The sequence below is a fragment of the Brevibacterium sp. S111 genome, from assembly GCF_004745075.1.
In the GTDB taxonomy this organism is placed as follows: Bacteria; Actinomycetota; Actinomycetes; order Actinomycetales; family Brevibacteriaceae; genus Brevibacterium.
Genome location: NZ_RHFH01000003.1, coordinates 187,317 through 206,817 on the forward strand (window position 1 = coordinate 187,317; position 19,501 = coordinate 206,817).

Here is a 19,501-nt window from a genome sequence, read left to right on the forward strand (position 1 = left end):
CGACCGACCGTGTCAGGGCTCTCGGATTAGACTGTCAGACGCAAGCAGACAGTTCGTGAACCAATGGAGGACTCATGACCAACGACCTCGCCAGCCCCCGCATCGTCTCCGTCGGCGGGCACACCCCGCACGTCGATCCCGAGGCGTTCGTCGCCGCCGGTGCCACCCTCGTCGGTGATGTGCATGTGAAGAAGGGGGCGAGCGTCTTCTACGGCTGCGTGCTCCGGGCCGAAGCCGCACCGATCACGATCGGCGAGGACTCGAACGTCCAGGACAACACCGTGATGCACACCGATGCCGGCAAGCCCGTGGTCATCGGCGCCCGCGTCTCGATCGGCCACCAGGCGCTCGTCCACGGGGCCGTCGTCGACGACGATGTGCTCATCGGGATGCACTCGACCGTGCTCAATGACGCTCATGTCGGCAGCGAATCCCTCGTCGCCGCCGGGGCCGTCGTCCTCGAGGGCACACAGATCCCTCCGCGTTCCCTCGTGGCGGGAGTTCCGGCGAAGGTGCGCCGGGAGATGGACGACGACGGTGTGGAGAAGGTGCGGCAGAACGCACTGTCGTATGTGCTGCTCTCGACCCTGCACAAAGACACCGCCGAGGTGGTCGATCCGTCGTGATCGGACCGGGCGGATCGTGAGTCTCCGCTTCGGGCCGTGAGCCTCGGTTTCGGATCGCGAGCCCGATTGTGAGCTCGCGAGCGGGAACACCGGGGTTCCGTTCGCAAGGTCCGTGGCGATTTGAGACAATCGCAGTGTGAACACTGAATTTGATTCCACTGCAGATCGCGTCGTCATCATCGGCGGCGGCCCCGGCGGCTATGAGGCCGCGCTCGTCGCGGCTCAGCTGGGCGCCGATGTCATGCTCATCGAGCAGAACCGCTGCGGAGGCGCGGCGGTGCTCACCGATGTGGTTCCGTCGAAGTCCCTCATCGCCACCGCGGAGATGATGGATGAGATCGAACGATCCGACGGCCTCGGAATCCGGATCGAGAACGATGATGAGACCGCGGCCGATGCCCGCCGGGTGACCGCCGACCTCGAAGCCGTCAACAAGCGCATCCTGTCGCTCGCCGACGCGCAGGCCAACGACATCTACGAAGGCCTCATCCGGGCCGGGGTCAAAGCCATTCAGGGCAAAGCGACGCTGGCCGGTCGCGACCAGGTTCACGTCGTCGAGTCCGGCGGCACCGAGTACACCCTCGATGCCTCGACCATCCTGCTGTCCGTCGGCGCTCACCCGCGGGAACTGCCGACCGCGCAGCCCGACGGCGAGCGGATTCTCACCTGGACGCAGCTCTACGACCTCGACGAGCTGCCCGAACACCTCATCGTCGTCGGCTCCGGTGTCACCGGTGCCGAATTCGCGTCGGCCTACCGCGCCCTGGGCACCGAGGTGACTCTCGTGTCCTCGCGTGAGAAGGTTCTGCCCGGTCAGGACGAAGACGCGGCCGATGTCCTCGAATTCGTGTTCCGCAACAAGGGGATGAACGTCCTCTCCCGGTCCCGAGCCTCCTCGGTGACCCGCACCGACGACGGAGTCGAAGTGGTGCTCGCCGACGGCCGCCGTGTCGAAGGCTCCCACTGCCTCATGGCCGTCGGTTCGATCCCGAACACCGAAGGCCTCGGGCTCGAGAAGGCCGGTGTGCGGGTCAGCGAATCCGGACACATCGTCGTCGACGGGGTCTCGCGGACCTCACGGGCCGGAATCTATGCCGCCGGTGACTGCACCGGCGTGCTCCCGCTGGCCTCTGTGGCCGCGATGCAGGGCCGGATCGCGATGAACCACGCACTGGGCGACGCCGTGCAGCCGCTCAAGCTGCGCAACGTCGCTTCGAACGTGTTCACCGCTCCCGAGATCGCCACCGTCGGCTTCACCCAGCAGAACTACCGGGAGAACCCGACCGACATCGACACGGTGATGCTGCCGCTGGATACGAACCCGCGCGCGAAGATGCTCGGCATCGAAGACGGCTTCGTCAAGATCTTCGCGCGCCGCGGATCCGGCTCCATCCTCGGCGGAGTCGTCGTCGGCCCGCGGGCCAGCGAACTCATCCTGCCGATCACGATGGCAGTGGAGAACCGGCTCACCGTCGACCAGCTCTCGGCGACGTTCGTCGTCTACCCCTCGGTGAGCGGTTCGCTGACCGAGGCGGCGCGGAAGCTCCACCGCCACCTCTGATCTGGTCGATTCTGCGAACGCAGGAAAGTTTTTCTCCGCAGCTGTCGATCCGATCGCTCCTCGACCGTCATCATGGTGTCAGGCCGCCCGGCATGACATGGGAAACGACGGAGGAGAACGACATGAAGTACGCACTTCTGCTCATGGGAACCACACAGGATCCCGAATGCGGTGAGGACGGCGGAGCGGATCCGACCGAGTTCATGGCATTCGACAAGGAGATCAGCGAGGCGGGGGTCGTCGTCGGCGGCTTCGCCCTCGAAGGGCCCGAACTCGGGGTCCGCGTGAGCGAATCCGGAGGCGAGTGCCTTGTCACCTCGGGCCCGTTCGCCGAATCGAACGAGTTCGTCGGCGGCAGCTACGTCATCGAGGTCGCCGACATCGACGAGGCGATCGCCTGGGCGAAGAAGAGTCCCGCTGCGAAGTCCGGACACATCGAGATCCGTCCTGTGGCCGACTACTGATGGGTCCCGACCCCGATTCGGCCGCCCGAGTCCTCAGCGCCATCGGCGAGGAGGACTTCGGGCGGCTGCTCGCGGCGTTGGTCACCCGGTTCCGCGATTTCGACCTCGCCGAGGAAGCCCTCCACGACGCAGTGCTCCGCGCGGTCGAGACATGGCAGGGGCGAGGAGTGCCCGAACGTCCTCAGGCGTGGCTGATGGCTACGGCGAAGAACCGCGCCATCGATCTCATCCGCGCCGACGAGGTGCGCACCCGGCACCTCGCCCGGCTGCGCATCGAGGACGAGCTGCGACCAGGTGACCACGACGACCACGCGGTGCGCATCGGCGAGGAGATGGACGCAGCGGACATGCCCGACGAACGCCTCGGGCTGTTCTTCACCTGCTCCCACCCGACACTGCGTGAGGACGAGCGCATCGTCCTCATCCTTCGCTTCCTCTCCGGACTGACCACCGCCGAGGTGGCTGCCGGGTTCCTCGTCGAAACCGCCACGATGCAGCAGCGGATCGTGCGCGCCAAACAGCGGATCCGCAAGACCGGGATTCCCTTCGGCCGCCCGGCACCCGATGAGCTCGGCGACCGGCTGCCCGGGGTGTTGCGCGTCCTTTCCCTCATCTTCACCCAGGGCATCAACGCCACTGCAGGTCCCGCCCATACACGAGTCGATCTGCAGCAGGAAGCCATCCGCCTGGCCCGACTGCTCGTCGGATATCTGCCCGAGCAGACCGAAGCCCGTGGTCTGCTGGCCCTGTTCCTGCTCACCCGGGCACGCGACCGCTCTCGGGTGACCGCGGAGGGGCGGCCGGTGCCGCTGGCCGATCAGGACCGCAGCCAGTGGGACTCCCGCCTCATCGCCGAAGGCACCGCACTCGTCGGTGCGGCCGCCGGTGAACCGGCGGCCGGTGCTTTCACCATCCAGGCAGCGATCGCCGCCCTCCACGCCGACGCCGTGAGGTTCGCCGACACGGACTGGAAGCAGATCCTCGTGCTCTATCGGATGCTCTCCGACCTCGACCCGTCGCCGGTCGTGGCCCTCAACACCGCAATCGCCCTCGGCCAGGTTTCAGGCCCCGAAGCGGCCATGATCGCCCTGGACGAACTCGCCGACGATCCGCAGCTGCTGCGGCACAGGCCCTTCCACATTGCGAGGGCGATCACCCTCGGCGAACTCGGTCGCACGGCCGAAGCCGAGGACGCCTATGCCGCAGGTCTGAAATGCCCCGGCAACGATGCCGAATCCGAATACATCACTGCCCGGATCACCGATCTTCAGCGGTGACCCGGGCAGGGATTTCTGTGTTCGGGACTCCTGCGTTCGGTCGCCGGCGAACACAGGAAGTCGCAAGTCCTCAGGCGGCGAAGCGGACGATCGCCTCACCGGACTTCACCGAGGCGCCTGCGTCGACGAGCACCTCCGATACGGTGCCGGAATGACCGGCCTTGAGCGGCTGCTCCATCTTCATCGCTTCGATGACGGCGAGAGTGTCGCCGGCCTCGACGGTGTCACCGGGGTTGACGGCGACGGAGACGATGGTGCCCTGCATGGGGGCGTTGAGCGCGTTCGAATCGTCGGCGAGCTTCGCACCGTTGCGGCTGCTGAGGCTGCGCTTGCGCCGCGGCACGCTGGGGCTGGGCACATGGCCGAGATCGGAGATGACGTCCTTGGGGACCGACACGGTCATCCGACGGCCGTCGACCTCGACGACAACGCTGAAACTGTCGGTTGGAGCACTCATGACTTCTCCTGATTGGGAATCGGCGAGAGGGTTGACGAAAGCGGTTTCGAGCCAGTTGGTCCAGACCTTGAAATCAGCGGCGAAGGCAGGGTCGGAGACGAGGACGCGATGCAGAGGAAGCAGCGTCGAGACACCTTCGATGCGGTATTCCGCCAGCGCCCGACGGGCACGGGCCAGAGCTTCGTCACGGGTGGAGCCGGTGACGACGAGTTTGGCCATCATCGGGTCGAAGTCCGTGCCGACGACGCTTCCCTCTCCGATGCCTGAGTCCACACGCACGCCGGGACCGGACGGGGCGCGGTAGTTCTTGACAGCACCGGTGACGGGGAAGAATGTCGCGGGATCCTCGGCGTTGATCCGGAACTGCAGCGAGTGGCCGCGCACAGCGGGGAAGTCATCGGGCAGGGACTCGCCCGAGGCGATGCGCACCTGCCAGCCGACGAGGTCGACTCCGGTGATCTCCTCGGTCACGGTGTGCTCGACCTGGATGCGCGCATTGGCTTCCATGAAGATGATCGTGCCGTCTTCACCGAGGAGGAACTCGCAGGTGGCGGCGCCGACGTAGCCGACGTGTGCGAGCAGCCGGGCCGAGGCCTGGCTGACGATGCGTTCCTGCTCGGGGCTGAGGAACGGTGCGGGTGCCTCTTCGATGATCTTCTGATTGCGGCGCTGCAGGGTGCAGTCGCGGGTGGACACGATGGCGACATTGCCATGTGCATCGGCCAGACACTGCGTCTCGAGGTGACGGGGACGTACGATCTGCTTCTCGATGAGGCATTCGCCCCGACCGAACGCGGCCTGGGCCTCACGGGTGGCCGCAGTGTAGGCGCTTTCCAGGTCTTCGGCCGAAGCGCAGGCACGGAAACCGCGTCCGCCGCCGCCGTGGACGGCCTTGACGACGACGGGGAAGCCGATGCGTTCGGCCACCGAGGCGGCCTCGGCCAGATCGGCCACAGCACCGTCGGAACCGGGTGCGACAGGGGCATCGACGGCTTCGGCGACGCCGCGGGCGCCGGACTTGTCGCCGAGGAGCTCGATGGCGGCCGGGGGAGGGCCGATCCAGATCAGCCCGGCGTCGATGACCGCCTGCGCGAAGTGCGCGTTCTCGGCGAGATAGCCGTAGCCGGGATGGATGGCATCGGCGCCCGAGCGCTTGGCCAGTGCGAGGATCTTGTCGACGTCGAGGTAGGTCTCCCCGGCTCCGGAGCCGTCGAGCAGCCAGGCGTCATCGGCGAGGTCGACGAAGTCGGCATCCGAATCGGCGCGGGTGTACACGGCGACGGCCTTGATGCCGAGGTCGTGTGCGGCCCGGATGATGCGCAGTGCGATCTCACCGCGGTTGGCGATGAGGACTCGGCGGACGGCCCCGGTCGGCACAGTGGTGCTGAGTACCGTGGTCGCTGCGTCGGGGAGGACTGTGGTCATGGCGCTCCTTTGTATGATCACAGATCAATTTAGAGAAGGGCACCAACGGTTTGTAGGACACCGATAAAAAATTCGGGCGAGAACTTCAATGGCGTCGGGCGTGTCACCCTGCCGCAACCGAGTCTAGTGCTGATGCGACCAGAGATCGGGCCAGAACAGGCCGCTATCGGTGACCAATTCGCGCACTGCCGGCAGGCTGAGTCCGAGCACCGTGAGGTGATCGCCGTCGAGGCGGTCGACGAAGGCACCCCCATAGCCGTCGATCGTCAGTGCCCCGGCCACCTGAAAAGGTTCCTCCGTGGCGATATAGGCCTCGAGTTCCTCGGCGCTGGGGGAACCGATGAGCACCGAGGTGGTCGACCGCTTCGAACGCAGCGCGCCGAGTTCGAGTTCCGTCGCCTCGGCTTCGGCACCGGAGGCGCGGTTGAGCACGGCAACCGTGTGTCCCGAATGCAGCTGCGTCCACTCGCCGGCGATCGCCGACCAGATGGTGCGGGTGCGTTCCGCGGTGCCCGGCTTGCCGATGGCGTGTCCGTCGAATTCGAGCAGCGAATCCCCGGCGATGACGACGATGGTCTCCGAGCTGTGCAGCACCGGGGGAGGGGAAGCGATGATCCGGTCGACGACCGCCTGGGCCTTCGCCTCCGACAACGCGGTGGTGAGATCGCCGACGGAGCCGGTGAACTCCTCCTCGATGGCACGTTCGTCGACGTCGGAGACGATGATGAGCGGATCGATGCCCGCGGCCGTGAGGATCTGGCGACGGGACGGAGACTGTGAGGCGAGGACGACCGGGATCACGAGACGGCCGCCGACGGGTGCGGATCCTGGTCGGGAGCGAGTTCTTTGCGGCGAGCGGTTTCGCCCTTCTCCGGGATGTCGAGGCTGCGATCGACGACGACCGGCGCTTCGATGCGTTCGGCGATCGCGGCGAGCAGAGTCGACGACAGCTGCGCGTAGCCGAGTTCGCTGGGGAAGCGCCCGGACTCGTTGAGCAGGGACCTGCGTGTCGTGCCGCTCAGAGACCCGGTCGACCGCAGCGGCACGGCGCGTGCCGCCAGGGCGGCCAGCCACTGGGAACCGGCGAGGACCCGTGAGGTGCGGCGCAGCGAGGTCTTGAGCGGGTCGCGCAGTCCCGGCAGACCGCCGAGGTTGGGGCACACGAGGACGAACACCGTGTACCGGCCCTCCCGCTGGAGACGGTTGATGGCCTGATTGAGCACGGGAATGCCGATCGTCGCTTGGATCGGGTGGATGATGTCGCCGGTGCCGATCGAGATGATGGCGAAGCGACGGTCTTCGCTCCAGCGGTCGGACAGCTGGCGCGACAGCCATGGTGAGCGCAGCACTTCGTCGACCTGCCTGTGCAGGTCCTCGGACAGTGCTGAGGGGCGTGCGGTGGTCTGCACGCGAACGGTGGTGCCGAGCATGCGAGCCAGTCCGCGGCCGATGAGTGTGGGCGGGGCATGTTCGGGACCGACGTCGACCCCGCACAGCCAGGAATCGCCGATGACGGCTAAGGCGGCGGAATCGCCATCGTCGCGGTCTCTGGGGGCGGCGATCGCCTCGGCGAAGGTGGAATGGCGACGATTCTCATCGTCGTCGAAGGACCGACGCAGCGCACTCGCCTGATGGCGGAGGAGTCCGACCGCCGATGCACCGGCGCCGACCGCCGTGGCACCCATGGTCGCTACGGCAAGAATCATGCGTCTTCCCACTGATTTCCCTCCTCAGGCGTCATCATTCCACCTTAGTCAGTCTCTCAACAACTATTGTTGAGGCATGACCGATAACGATCAGCAGCATCCTACGAACCGTTTCCGTGGTGCCTGGGAGGCCTTCCGGCGAGGACGCGGTTCCTCCCGTTCCCGGCCCGAAGCAGAAATCTCCCCCGCCCGCAGCGTCAGCCCCGAGGAGATCGCCCTCAGCCGCATCGAAGCCGAAGCCAAGCCGTATGTGGCCCCGGGCCTCAAGCTCGCAGCCGCGTGGTCGTGGCGGTCGCTTCTCGTCCTCGTCGCCGTCGGCGTGGCGCTGTGGCTGCTGTCGAAGATCTCCAGCGTCGTTCTGCCGGTACTCATTGCGCTGCTGTTGGCCGCACTGCTGGCACCCCCGACCGGGTGGCTGGCGAAGAAGGGCATGCCCCGCGGTGGCGCGGCGGCGATCTCATTCGTCGGGTTCATCGTCGTCGTCCTCGGACTCTTCGGCCTCGTCGGGCAGCAGATCTATTCGGGCATGCCCGACCTCGTCAAACAGGTGATCGCCGGTGTCTCAGGCATCAGCAGCTGGCTGTCGACGAACCCCTTCGGCATCGACTCCACGACGGTCTCGGGCTACATCGAAAAAGGCATCGAGACCGCGACGAACTTCTTCCAGAACAACAGCAGCCAGCTCCTCGGCGGGGCGCTTGAGGCCACCTCCTCGGTCGGCACCTTCCTCACCGGGATGGCCGTGTGCCTGTTCACGACGTTCTTCTTCCTCTACGACGGAGCGAACATCTTCAAATGGGTGGTGGGCCTGCTGCCGATCCCCGCCCGCCCCGTCGCCACCGGTGCCGCTCAGCGGGGGTGGACCACGCTCGTGCAGTACGTGCGGGTGCAGATCCTCGTCGCCGCAGTCGACGCGATCGGCATCGGCATCGGTGCGGCGTTCCTCGGGATTCCGTTGGTCATCCCGTTGACCGTGCTCGTGTTCCTCACCTCGTTCGTCCCCGTCGTCGGCGCCATCGCCTCCGGTGCGGTGGCCGTTCTGGTGGCTCTGGTGTCGAACGGGTTGGGCAGCGCCGTCATCATGCTGATCGTCGTCATCGCCGTGCAGCAGATCGAAAGCCAGGCCCTCCAACCGTTCCTCATGGGCAAGGCCGTCTCTGTCCACCCGCTGGCCGTGATCCTCTCTGTCACCGGCGGCGGTTTCCTCTTCGGCATCGTCGGCGCGCTCTTCGCCGTGCCGTTGGTGGCCGTGCTCAACAGCGTGGTCGGCTACATCGCTCGCGCTGACAGCGCCGCCGGTGATGATGACGCGGAGGACGCGGAGGGCCCGCCGAGCGATCCGAAGGCCCGGGAGGCCGCGGCCGTGTTGGACGCGGCGAAGGAACGACTCACCGAGGCGGTCCATGAGTCCGCCGAGGATGACAGTGCGGGTGGAGCCGGATCGACCGCGACCGATCCCGAGGAACTCGGACCGGATTCTGCGGATGCCGATGGGGAGAGTCCCGACGATTCCGACGGTCGAAGGAAATGATCTGAGAACAGTTGTGGGCGGGTGATCTCACCCGCCCACAACTGTTCTGACACCGATTCAGCCGGTGAAGGCCTCCACGGATTCGACCTTGACCTCGATGGTCTTGCCGTTGGGAGCCTCATAGGAGCTCGTGTCTCCGGCCTTGACGCCGAGCACGGCGGCACCGAGCGGTGACTTCTCCGAGAACACGTCGATGTCGGAATCTCCGGCGATCTCGCGGTTGCCCAGCAGGAAGCGCATCGAGTTGCCGGCGACGCTGGCGGTCACGACGGTTCCGGGAGCCACGGTCTTGCCGTCGCTGTCGCTGGAGCCGACCTTCGCGTTGCGCAGCAGCACCTCGAGCTGGCGGATGCGTGCTTCCTGTTTGCCCTGCTCATCACGCGCTGCGTGGTAACCGCTGTTCTCCTTCAAGTCACCCTCGTCGCGGGCGGCTTCGATCTTCTCAGCAATCTCTGCACGACCCGGTCCGGAGAGATGCTCGAGTTCCTTCGACAGGCGGTCAAAGGCTTCCTGGGTCAACCATGTCTCTTCCTGGGTGACTTCCTCGGTCATGACTTCTCCTTCTACGGTTCGGTGCGCTGACGGGCATGTCAGGCAACGAAAAAACCGGGCGTATGGGCACGCCCGGAAGTTGAATGAAACTACAGTGTAACGCATCCGTGAGCGAAAACGATGAGCTGAGTCACGTTCCCGCAATCGAGTCTGCCGGTGCTGCGGCAGAACCCTGATGCGTGCGAGACCTATTCGAAGGGATTCGCGCTATTCGAACCAGCAGGAATCGACGTGTCCCGATGCGGCCAGCTGTGTTGTCGCCAATTCGACCTCGACGCGTTTCGGCGAGTTCGGATCGTTGTCCGCGGAGGCCGGGACGGTCACCTCGGTGAAGCCGACGATCGCTTCGCTGTCGTTCGTGGCCTGGATGATGCAGTGGACATCGCGCTCCCGGTCGGGAAATATTCCGACGCTGACGTGCGTTGCAGAGGAGTCGACAACGGAATAGTCGAGGGTCTGCGGTGTCGTGGGATTCGTCTGCGGACGGAACGCCCACACGGCGATGACCGCGGCGACCACGAGGAGGACGATGACGGAGATGATCCTGGCTCGACGGCTCAGACCGCGTTTGTGCGTTCGGGGTCGACCGTAACGATCATCCTGCAGCGGTTGGGCCACTGTTACCTCAGTCATTGAATTCCTCTTTAAGTACTTCGCGCACTAATCTAGAGTAGTCGATCCTCTGCCGGCGATCATGTCAGACCCTGTGCCGGCAGCAGGTGGCGACCAGGCTGATTCGAAAGGGACATCTTCATTATGACTTCGCTTCCGTACCATGGGCTGCGACTGCTCGCGGTTCATGCCCACCCCGATGATGAATCTTCCAAGGGTGCGGCGACGAGCGCGAAGTACGCTTCTCTGGGGGCCCGGGTCCTCATCGCCACCATGACCGGCGGCGAGGCCGGAGACATCCTCAACCCCGCACTGCTGCAGAGTCCGAAGGCCAGTCGTGACATCGCCGGTCTCCGGCGTGAGGAGATGGCTGCCGCGGCCGCCGCGCTCGGTGCCGAGCACGTCTGGGTCGGCCATGTCGATTCGGGTCTGCCCGACGGCGACTTCGACAACCAGACTCCGCCCGGCTGCTTCTATCGGGTGCCGGACGAAGTGGCGATGCTGCCGCTGGTCCACATCATCCGCACCTTCCGTCCGCAGGTCGTGACCACCTATGACGAACTCGGCGGGTACCCGCACCCCGACCACATCAAGAACCATGCCGTGACCATGGCCGCCGTCGAAGCGGCAGCCGATGCGGATTCGCATCCCGAGCTCGGCGAGCCGTGGCAGGTGCAGAAGGTCTATTACAACCAGGACCTGTCAGCCAAGAAGTGGATCACCATCCACGAGAAGATGGCCGAGGCGGGACTCGAATCCCCTTTCGCCGACCACCTCGAGGACTTTAAGAAGCGCGACAGTGCCCGTCGCAACTGGCTGAGCACCCGAATCGCCTGCTCGGAGTTCTTCCCCGCCAGAGACCGGGCGCTGCTCTCACACGCCACCCAGATCGACCCCGAAGGCGGATTCTTCTCCGCTTCGCGCAATGCCGCTCGCACCTACTGGCCGACCGAGGAATTCGAACTGGCCGTCGACCGCACCGATCGTGCGCCGCTGACTCCGGACGTCGATTTCCAGGAAGAAGACCTCTTCGCGGGAGTGACCCGCGACGACGGGCGGCGTGTTCCGGACGAGGGGATGCTGCCGGATTCGCCAGCCGGTGAGGACACCACCGCCGCTGACTCCACCCTGACCGAAAGCGATACTCACGCATGATCCTCCTCGCCTCCACTCCAGCTCCGACCACCGACGGAGGCTCTCCGAATCCGGATCTGGTGACCCCGGGAACGATCGGTTTCCTCGCGACCCTGGCCGTGGTGGTCGTGACGATCTTCCTCATCCGCGATGCTCTGCGCCGAGTCCGTCGGGTCCGTGCACGTTCAGGGGCCAGCGATGCCTACCCGATTCCGCTGCGCAGGCACGTGGTTCCGAACCAGTCGAAGCTCTCGGGACCGGACGAGCCCGAACAGGCCCAGAAGCCCGCAGGCAACGAAGCGACAGGCAACGAAGCGGCAGGCGACGAAACGCCAGGGGCGAAGCAGGCGGACGAAGCCACGGAGGCGACAGGGGCGCAGGAGCGCACCGAAGACTCCGACAAACAGTCCTGAGACTCTGCTCGGCAGGGCCTGCTCGGCATCCCGCCGCCTCGGTGTGGGGATCAGTATGCGGCGACGGCCGCGACGATGAGCGCGGCGAGATGGCAGCCGTAACCGAGGATCGTGAGGATGTGGAAGATCTCGTGGAAGCCCAGCCACTTCGGTGACGGGTTCGGACGCTTGATGCCGTAGATGACGGCACCGGCGACATAGCACACGCCGCCGAGGACGACGAGGAGACCGACGGAGAGGTTCGTCGCCCAGATCTGCGGGATATAGCCGACTCCGGCGACTCCGAAGCCGACATAGATCGGTACGAAGAGCCACCTCGGTGCGGTGGTGAAGATCGTGCGGAAGGCGACGCCGAGCGCGGCCGCGCCCCACAGCACAGACAGGAGCAGGATGGCCTGATCGGTGCGGAGCATGAGCACGGCCAGCGGAGTGTAGGTGCCGGCCGTGATGAGGAAGATGTTCGCGTGGTCGAGGCGTCGCAGAACGAGGCGGACGCGGGTGCGCCACCGACCGCGGTGGTACACGGCGGAGGTGCCGAAGAGCAGCATTCCGGTGATCGCGAAGATTGCCGCCGCGATGCGCGATTCGATCGTCGGAGAGATGATCACGAGCGCGAGTCCGCCGAGCATCGCCAGCGGGAACGCACCGGCGTGGAACCAGCCGCGCAGCTTCGGCTTGACCTGCCCGGCGAGCTTGGTCAGTTCGGCACGCAACGCCATGCGACGGCGGGCGATGCGCTGGTGATTGCCTGTCGAAGCAGCGTCCGCGGAAGTATCGCCGATGGGCCGGGAGGCGTCGGGAACGATCGGGGACGGACCTGTGACGGGAGCATTCATGACACCATGGTAACCAGTGAGTCTGAAGCCTCATTCAGCGACGGCGGCTAGTAGTCTGTACAGTGTTCGAATCGACCGGAGACCAACGCGAAAGAGGACAGCCGTGGCGCGACCAGTGAACCTGCTCTATCGGCTGTATGAGCGACGGCTCAAGCGTGAGCTCGACAAGTCGGTGCCGGTTCCGCGCCATGTCGGGGTCATCACCGACGGCAACCGTCGGTGGGCGAAGGAATTCGGGGCGACGACCGCTGACGGGCATCGGGCGGGGGCGGCGAAGATCGTCGAGTTCCTCGGCTGGTGCTTCGAGATCGACGTGGAGATCGTCACCCTCTATGTGCTGTCCAAGGAGAATCTCGCACGATCGGCCGAAGAGGTCGCCATTCTCATCGAGATCATCTCGGACCTCGTGGAGAAGATCGCCGCACTCGACGGCGTCGGAGTGCAGTTGGTCGGTGACCTGGACATCCTCCCCGACGATCTGCGGGCCCGCCTGGAAGCGGTGACCACGAACACCGATGACTGCGGGATGCGCGTCAACGTCGCCGTCGGCTACGGCGGTCGGCAGGAGATCGTCAACGCGGTGAAGTCCCTGCTGCGGGCCCGCCGGGGTGAGGGCACGGATCTTGAGACGATCATCTCGGAACTGTCGCCGGAACAGATCGGCGAACACCTCTACACCAAGGGCCAGCCCGATCCCGACCTCATCATCCGCTCGTCCGGCGAGCAGCGACTCTCCGGATTCCTCATGTGGCAGAGCGCGTACTCCGAGTTCTACTTCTGCGAAGCCTACTGGCCGGACTTCCGGCGTACGGACTTCCTCCGCGCCGTCCGCGACTACGGTCTGCGTCAACGCCGCTTCGGCAAATAGGCAATGGTCATCCTCGTGCCCGCCGGCAGGGCATCGAGTACAGACAGCAGACCACGGTTTCGGGATGCGGACCGGGGCATCTCGCATTCACGCGAAGTTCACGACCTCGACGTGCCCGACCGCGCGTGCCGACACGTGATTGCGGTCGAATCGGGTTAGGTTGACAGTAGTTGGTCGACACCAACCCGAGATCGGGGGATGTCAGAACCGGATCTCGGCGGAACTCACGCCACAGAGGTCCTCATGGCTGAAAATGTTCACACCTACGTTCTCGACACCTCAGTGCTGCTCTCGGATCCCGGCGCACTTCTGCGCTTCGCCGAACATCACGTCGTCATCCCACTCATCGTCGTTTCCGAACTCGAAGCCAAACGCAACCATTCCGAGCTCGGTTTCACCGCCCGCAGAGCCCTGCACATCCTCGACGACTTCCGCTCGGAATTCGACCGACTGGACCAGCCGATACCCGTCGGCGAAGCGGGTGGGACGCTGCGCGTCGAACTCAACCACATCGACGCTTCGACGATGCCGGTGGGTTTCGACCGCACAGAGAACGACACACGCATCCTGGCGGTGGCCCGCAACCTCTCAGCCGAAGGCCACGATGTGGTCGTCGTGACCAAAGACGTGCCGATGCGGGTGAAGGCCTCTGCGCTGGGACTGCATGCCGAGGAGTATCTGGCGGAGCTGGCCGCCGATTCGGGCTTCACGGGAATGAGCGAACTCGCTCTCGACGAGGAGCAGATGAGCGAGTTCTACGAATCGGGGGCGATCGTCACCGAGGCGGTGTCCGAGGAGGTCGTCAACACCGGCGTGGTCATCACCTCACCGCGGGGTTCGGGTCTCGGGCGGGTCGAGGCAGGCAACCGTGTGTCCGTGGTCCGCGGGGACCGCGACCTCTTCGGAGTCCGCGGACGTTCGGCGGAGCAGAGGATCGCCATCGACATGCTGCTCGACGACGCATTGGGAATCGTCTCGATGGGAGGGCGAGCCGGAACGGGGAAGTCCGCGCTGGCCCTCACTGCCGGACTGCAGAAGGTGCTCGAAGAGAACAAGCACTCGAAGATCATGGTGTTCCGGCCGATCTACGCCGTGGGCGGGCAGAACCTCGGATACCTTCCCGGCAGCGAAGGGGAGAAGATGAACCCCTGGGCCGAGGCGGTGTTCGACACCCTGAGCGCACTGGTGAGCAAGAACGTCATCGACGAGGTGGTCAACAGGGGCATCCTCGAGGTGCTGCCGTTGACGCACATCAGAGGACGTTCGCTCCATGATGCCTTCGTCATCGTCGACGAGGCGCAGTCCCTGGAGCGCAATGTGCTGCTGACGGTGCTCTCACGCATCGGGATGAATTCGAAGGTGGTTCTCACCCACGACGTCGCGCAGCGGGACAATCTGCGGGTCGGCAGGCACGATGGAATCGCTGCGGTGATAGAGAAGCTCAAGGGCCACGACCTCTTCGCCCACGTCACGCTGACGCGTTCGGAACGATCGGAGATCGCGGCGCTGGTCACCGACGTGCTCGAGGAGTTCGATCCCTTCCGGGGCTGAAGAGCACGAAACGGCGCCCGGACGGGTCTGTCCGGGCGCCGTATGCTGATCGGCCGTGCCGAGTGCTGACCAGCATGGGCCGTCTGCTGATCAGAGAGGCCGGGTGCTTACTTGTAGTCGCCGATCATCGTCGTGACGTCGAGCGCCTGATCGAGATCCGCCTCGGTGATGGAGCCGTCTTCGACGAAGCCGAGGGCGATCGTCGCCTCCTTGACGGTCATCTTGTTGGCCACAGCGTGCTTGGCGATCTTCGCCGCAGCTTCGTAGCCGATCACCTTGTTCAGTGGGGTGACGATGGAGGGGCTGGCCTCGGCGAGGAAGCGAGCGCGCTCCTCGTTGGCGGTGAGCCCGTCGATCATCTTCTCGGCCATGACGGTCGAGGAGTTTGCGAGCAGGCGGATCGACTCCAGGAGATTGGAGGCCATGACGGGGATGCCGACATTGAGCTCGAAGGCACCGTTCGTCGAGGACAGGGACACCGCGGTGTCGTTGCCGACGACCTGGGCGGCGACCTGAATGGTGGCCTCACAGATGACCGGGTTGACCTTGCCGGGCATGATCGACGAACCGGGTTGCAGGTCGGGGATCGCGATCTCACCGAGACCGGTATTCGGGCCCGAACCCATCCAGCGCAGGTCGTTGCAGATCTTCATGTAGCCGTAGGCGATGGTCCGCAGCTGACCGGAGGCCTCGACGAGCCCGTCGCGGTTGGCCTGCGCTTCGAAATGGTTGCGCGCTTCGGTGATGGGCAGACCGGTCTCTTCGGCAAGGATCTCGACCACACGCGAGGAGAAGCCCTTGGGCGTATTGATGCCGGTGCCCACTGCAGTTCCGCCCTGCGGCACTTCGGCAACACGAGGCAGGGAGGCCTCGATGCGTTCGATGCCGTAGCGGACCTGCGCGGCGTATCCGCCGAACTCCTGGCCCAACGTCACCGGGGTGGCGTCCATGAGATGGGTGCGGCCGGACTTGACGATGGAGGAGAACTCCTCGGCCTTCTTCTCCAACGAAGTTGCCAGGGTCTGCATGGCCGGAACGAGCGTGTTGACGAGTGCCTTGGTCACGGCCAGGTGCACCGAAGTGGGGAACACGTCGTTGGAGGACTGCGAAGCATTGACATGGTCGTTCGGGTGGACATCGACACCGTCGGCTTCGAGGGACTTGGTCGCCAGCGAAGCGAGCACTTCGTTGGTGTTCATGTTCGAGGAGGTGCCCGAACCGGTCTGGAAGACGTCGATGGGGAAGTGCGCGTCGTACTCACCGGAGATGACCTTGTCGGCCGCGTCCTGGATCGCCTTGGCGCGGGCCTCGTCGAGGACGCCGAGTTCGAGGTTGGCCTTCGCAGCGGCCTTCTTCACCTGGGCGAGGGCCGCGATGTGCGCCGATTCGAGGCTCTTGCCGGAGATCGGGAAGTTGTCGACGGCGCGTTGGGTCTGGGCACTGTAGAGAGCGTCCTTGGGGACCTTGACCTCACCCATGGTGTCGTGTTCGATGCGAAATTCTTCGCTCATTGTTGTCCTTTCCGTTGGGCTGTCTGAGTTTTGTCGATGTGATCGACCACCGAAGTGGCCGAGCGTCAGGAGGCGTGGTGCGAGACTGCCGCCTCGTCGCCTCCGTATTGGGCGACGACGGTCGTGCGACCGTCGTGGAGCTGATAGGTGAGACCGACGATGATGAGTCGGCCCTCTTCGACTGCGGTCCTGATGATCGACGACAGCTGCATGATCTTGTCGACCGTGTCGATGGTGTTCTGCGCGACGGTCTCATTGACCGTGGTGCGTTTGTTCGTCCGGGCCCGGGCCACGGTGGGCAGGATGCGCGCGACGACATCGGAGATGAATCCCGGGGGCGTCTCACCTGAATCGTAGGCGTTGTAGGCTGCCGTCACGGCTCCGCAGCTGTCGTGGCCGAGCACGACGAGCAGGGGAGTGCCGAGGAGTTCGACACCGTATTCCAACGAGCCGAGGGTGACCGGATCGACGACCTGGCCGGCGTTGCGGACGACGAACATGTCGCCGAGGCCGACGTCGAAGATCATCTCCGCAGCGACTCGGGAGTCCGAGCAGCCGAAGAGCGTGACGAAGGGCGTCTGATCGCTCGACAGCGCTTCACGCCGTGCCGTGTCCTGATTGGGGTGCTGTGGAACGTCGTCGACGAAACGCCGATTTCCCTCCAAGAGTCGATTCCAAGCCGCATTGGGCATTGTTTTCGAACCTGCTTCCGATTTCGAGATGGTTGCGTCGCACCCGGGCTCGGGTCCGGCAGGGATGTCAGATGAGTCCGCGTCGGGCTGCTTCCTCGGCGGCTTCCACGTAGGAGTGGGTCTTCGCGGACTGATGCTCGGCGAAGACCTGACGGACAGTGCCCGACTTCGAACGCATGACGAGCGAGTGCGTGGTGACGTGACCGCCCTGGAACTTCACTCCGTCGAGCAGGTCGCCGTTGGTGATACCGGTGGCGACGAAGTAGCTGTTGTCGCCGGTGACGAGGTCATCGGTGTTGAGCACCTGGTTGACGTCCAGGCCCGCGGCCGCTGCGGCCTCGCGCTCGGAATCGTCCTGCGGCCACAGTCGACCCTGGATGACTCCGCCCAGAGCCTTGATCGCACATGCGGTGATGATGCCTTCGGGGGTGCCGCCGATGCCCATGAGCATATCGACTCCGGTGCCGGGGCGGCAGGCGGCGATGGCACCGGCGACGTCGCCGTCGGTGATGAGCTGGATACGCGCGCCGGCGGCGCGGATCTCGTCGATCATCTGCTGATGGCGTGGACGGTCGAGGATCATCACCGTCACCGAGGTGGGATCCTTCGTTCCCTTCGCCTTGGCGACCCGGCGGATGTTCTCAGCGATCGGCAGACGCAGATCCACCGCATCGGCGGCTTCGGGTCCGGTGACGAGCTTCTCCATGTAGAACACGGCGGATGGGTCGTACATGGCGCCGTCCTCTGTGACAGCCATGACCGAGATCGCATTGGGCATGCCCAGAGCGGTCAGGCGGGTGCCGTCGATCGGGTCGACGGCCACATCGCAGTGGGGTCCGGTGCCGTCTCCGACCTGCTCACCGTTGAAGAGCATCGGCGCTTCGTCTTTCTCGCCTTCGCCGATGACGACGGTGCCGGCCATCCGGACGGTGGAGATGACATTGCGCATGGCGGCCACGGCCGCTCCGTCGGCGGCGATCTTGTCGCCGCGGCCGACCCAGGGGGCGGCGGCGATGGCCGCCGCCTCGGTGACTCGGACAAGTTCGAGGGCGAGGTTGCGGTCGGGAGCGTCCTCTCCGACCTGTGCCTTCTGTGACCAAGCATCGGTCACTGCGACAGGGGGAGTCTCGTCATCGACTCGTCCTCGGTCATGGTGAGATTTCACGTCAACAGGCTCTTTGGAGTCACTCATGCTCTCAATTGTGCCACCCCTGTGATCGAGGTCGCGACAGCGGCACCGGGTTGTGGCCGCAGTCACCTCCGTGCTGTGGGATTGGCTCTTCGCGCGCGAGCCGAGGACAATGGCGGTGTGAATGTCCGAAATGCTGCCGACGAGACGGGAGCCCGAGCAGTCGTCGATGACACGGCGCGGGTCCCTGAGGGAGAGTCCATGGCTGACGAGTCCGGAGTGATGCTGCCAGGATCCCGTGAAGAGATGCGCTTCCTGAGGAAGAACTCCAACTGGGTCAACATGGTCATTGCGATCCTCGCCTGCCTGGCGGTCGCGGTGGGGATCCTGTTCCTCGCACCCCAGCCGGAGGTCGATTCCGAACGCGTCGTCGACTACCAGGGCATCGCCGAACAGTCGGAGGGAAACGCCGACTTCGATCTCATCGTTCCTCAGATTCCGCGCGGATGGACGTCGAACGAAGCCAGCCTCGATCGGCTCAATGACTCTGAATACACCTCGTGGTACATGTCGTTCATCGGCCCCGAGGACCAGTGGGTGAGCATCGAACAGTCCAAGTCGAGCGAGAACTGGGCGAAGAAGAAGACCGACGGCGCGATCGCCGCCGAGAAGGTCACCGTCGGCGGTGCCGACTTCCAGATCTACCGCACCGATGATGCGAAGGAATACTGGGTCACCAACAAGGGCGATGTCTACGTCGTGCTGACCGCAACCGCCGCACCCGATACCATCAACACCTTCGCCGACCAGGTCGCCGCACAGCTCAAGTGACCGCTGTGGGCCGGACTGAGTGATCAGTCGGTGCCTGCACTGTCGACCTGTGAGAGGTGGTCAGTGCTCAGTCGGCGTCGTCGGAGGTTTCCTGGCGTGCCTTGTCGAGGCGTTCCTTGGCCCCGTCGAGCCATGACTGGCAACGATCGGCCAGTGCCTCGCCGCGCTCCCACAGCCGGAGAGACTCTTCCAGCGGCAGATTGCCGGTCTCGAGACGTTTGACGGTCATGACGAGTTCTTCGCGAGCCTGTTCGTAGCTGAGCGAATTGATTTCGGGCTGATCCTGCTGGGTCGTCGGTTCGGTCATCGGAGTCTCCTTCGTGGA

At 65.1% G+C, this 19,501-nt stretch carries 20 protein-coding genes; 10 read left to right on the forward strand and 10 right to left on the reverse strand.

The genetic code is table 11. The features are described from left to right. Window positions 1-74: 74 nt before the first annotated feature. The 4 genes from EB836_RS05035 to EB836_RS05050 all read left to right on the forward strand — a co-directional run bounded on the left by EB836_RS05035 (window position 75) and on the right by EB836_RS05050 (window position 3,928). On the forward strand, window positions 75-626 hold the full coding sequence (locus tag EB836_RS05035; protein ID WP_135538171.1) for a gamma carbonic anhydrase family protein: 552 nt from the start codon (window positions 75-77) through the stop codon (window positions 624-626). 136 nt (window positions 627-762) lie between these two features. Next, window positions 763-2,187, forward strand: a complete 1,425-nt coding sequence (locus EB836_RS05040; RefSeq protein WP_135538173.1) for an NAD(P)H-quinone dehydrogenase — start codon at window positions 763-765, stop codon at window positions 2,185-2,187. Between the two features lie 122 nt (window positions 2,188-2,309). After that, a complete protein-coding gene (locus EB836_RS05045) occupies window positions 2,310-2,651 on the forward strand; it encodes a YciI family protein (RefSeq protein WP_135538175.1) in 342 nt (113 codons plus the stop codon). Beyond that, on the forward strand, window positions 2,651-3,928 hold the full coding sequence (locus EB836_RS05050) for a sigma-70 family RNA polymerase sigma factor (protein WP_135538177.1): 1,278 nt from the start codon (window positions 2,651-2,653) through the stop codon (window positions 3,926-3,928). Before EB836_RS05045 ends, EB836_RS05050 begins: the two co-directional genes overlap by 1 nt. 70 nt (window positions 3,929-3,998) lie before the next feature. Here the strand turns inward: EB836_RS05050 and EB836_RS05055 are convergent, their stop codons facing one another. The 3 genes from EB836_RS05055 to EB836_RS05065 form a co-directional block, all read right to left on the reverse strand. Further along, window positions 3,999-5,810 carry a biotin carboxylase N-terminal domain-containing protein gene (locus EB836_RS05055; protein ID WP_135538179.1) on the reverse strand — a complete coding sequence of 604 codons (1,812 nt, stop codon included), beginning with the start codon at window positions 5,808-5,810 and terminating at the stop codon, window positions 3,999-4,001. 123 nt (window positions 5,811-5,933) lie between these two features. Continuing rightward, the gene (locus tag EB836_RS05060) at window positions 5,934-6,611 is read right to left on the reverse strand and encodes a Maf family protein (RefSeq protein ID WP_135538181.1); all 678 of its coding nucleotides are present in this window, start codon (window positions 6,609-6,611) and stop codon (window positions 5,934-5,936) included. Continuing rightward, window positions 6,608-7,516: an SGNH/GDSL hydrolase family protein gene (locus tag EB836_RS05065; RefSeq protein ID WP_135538183.1), complete on the reverse strand. Its 909-nt coding sequence runs from the start codon at window positions 7,514-7,516 to the stop codon at window positions 6,608-6,610. The genes EB836_RS05060 and EB836_RS05065 overlap by 4 nt, the downstream gene beginning before the upstream one ends. A gap of 76 nt (window positions 7,517-7,592) precedes the next feature. Between EB836_RS05065 and EB836_RS05070 the strand changes: the two genes are divergently transcribed. Then, window positions 7,593-9,047, forward strand: a complete 1,455-nt coding sequence (locus EB836_RS05070; protein WP_135538185.1) for an AI-2E family transporter — start codon at window positions 7,593-7,595, stop codon at window positions 9,045-9,047. Window positions 9,048-9,104: 57 nt separating this feature from the next. Here the strand turns inward: EB836_RS05070 and greA are convergent, their stop codons facing one another. Both greA and EB836_RS05080 read right to left on the reverse strand, forming a co-directional pair. Further along, complete coding sequence (greA, locus tag EB836_RS05075; protein WP_135538186.1) at window positions 9,105-9,599, reverse strand: transcription elongation factor GreA; 495 nt, start codon at window positions 9,597-9,599, stop codon at window positions 9,105-9,107. Between the two features lie 207 nt (window positions 9,600-9,806). Continuing rightward, the gene (locus EB836_RS05080; RefSeq protein ID WP_135538188.1) at window positions 9,807-10,232 is read right to left on the reverse strand and encodes a DUF4307 domain-containing protein; all 426 of its coding nucleotides are present in this window, start codon (window positions 10,230-10,232) and stop codon (window positions 9,807-9,809) included. A gap of 123 nt (window positions 10,233-10,355) precedes the next feature. Between EB836_RS05080 and mca the strand changes: the two genes are divergently transcribed. Together mca and EB836_RS18405 are read left to right on the forward strand one after the other, a co-directional pair. Then, on the forward strand, window positions 10,356-11,366 hold the full coding sequence (mca, locus tag EB836_RS05085) for a mycothiol conjugate amidase Mca (RefSeq protein ID WP_135538190.1): 1,011 nt from the start codon (window positions 10,356-10,358) through the stop codon (window positions 11,364-11,366). Beyond that, window positions 11,363-11,758, forward strand: coding sequence for a hypothetical protein (locus EB836_RS18405; protein ID WP_240689612.1), 396 nt, complete (start codon window positions 11,363-11,365; stop codon window positions 11,756-11,758). Before mca ends, EB836_RS18405 begins: the two co-directional genes overlap by 4 nt. A gap of 50 nt (window positions 11,759-11,808) precedes the next feature. Here EB836_RS18405 and EB836_RS05095 read toward each other — a convergent pair whose 3' ends face one another. Beyond that, window positions 11,809-12,594 carry a hemolysin III family protein gene (locus EB836_RS05095; RefSeq protein ID WP_135538192.1) on the reverse strand — a complete coding sequence of 262 codons (786 nt, stop codon included), beginning with the start codon at window positions 12,592-12,594 and terminating at the stop codon, window positions 11,809-11,811. A gap of 103 nt (window positions 12,595-12,697) precedes the next feature. On the opposite strand from EB836_RS05095, the gene EB836_RS05100 reads away from it, so the two are divergent. Next, a complete protein-coding gene (locus EB836_RS05100; protein ID WP_135538194.1) occupies window positions 12,698-13,462 on the forward strand; it encodes an isoprenyl transferase in 765 nt (254 codons plus the stop codon). A gap of 243 nt (window positions 13,463-13,705) precedes the next feature. Beyond that, entirely contained in the window at window positions 13,706-15,013 is a 1,308-nt protein-coding gene (locus EB836_RS05105; RefSeq protein ID WP_135538196.1) for a PhoH family protein, read from the forward strand. A 107-nt stretch (window positions 15,014-15,120) separates the two neighbouring features. On the opposite strand, the gene EB836_RS05110 is transcribed toward EB836_RS05105, so the two are convergent. The 3 genes from EB836_RS05110 to glpX all read right to left on the reverse strand — a co-directional run bounded on the left by EB836_RS05110 (window position 15,121) and on the right by glpX (window position 18,408). After that, the gene (locus EB836_RS05110; RefSeq protein WP_135538198.1) at window positions 15,121-16,524 is read right to left on the reverse strand and encodes a class II fumarate hydratase; all 1,404 of its coding nucleotides are present in this window, start codon (window positions 16,522-16,524) and stop codon (window positions 15,121-15,123) included. Between the two features lie 65 nt (window positions 16,525-16,589). Next, window positions 16,590-17,216, reverse strand: a complete 627-nt coding sequence (locus EB836_RS05115) for a carbonic anhydrase (RefSeq protein WP_135538200.1) — start codon at window positions 17,214-17,216, stop codon at window positions 16,590-16,592. A gap of 67 nt (window positions 17,217-17,283) precedes the next feature. After that, window positions 17,284-18,408 (reverse strand): class II fructose-bisphosphatase, encoded by a 1,125-nt coding sequence (gene glpX / locus EB836_RS05120; protein WP_205683308.1) that lies wholly within the window; start codon window positions 18,406-18,408, stop codon window positions 17,284-17,286. A 198-nt stretch (window positions 18,409-18,606) separates the two neighbouring features. On the opposite strand from glpX, the gene EB836_RS05125 reads away from it, so the two are divergent. After that, a complete protein-coding gene (locus EB836_RS05125) occupies window positions 18,607-19,176 on the forward strand; it encodes a DUF4245 domain-containing protein (protein WP_240689613.1) in 570 nt (189 codons plus the stop codon). Between the two features lie 67 nt (window positions 19,177-19,243). Here the strand turns inward: EB836_RS05125 and EB836_RS05130 are convergent, their stop codons facing one another. Continuing rightward, entirely contained in the window at window positions 19,244-19,483 is a 240-nt protein-coding gene (locus EB836_RS05130; RefSeq protein WP_135538202.1) for an exodeoxyribonuclease VII small subunit, read from the reverse strand. Window positions 19,484-19,501: the final 18 nt, after the last annotated feature.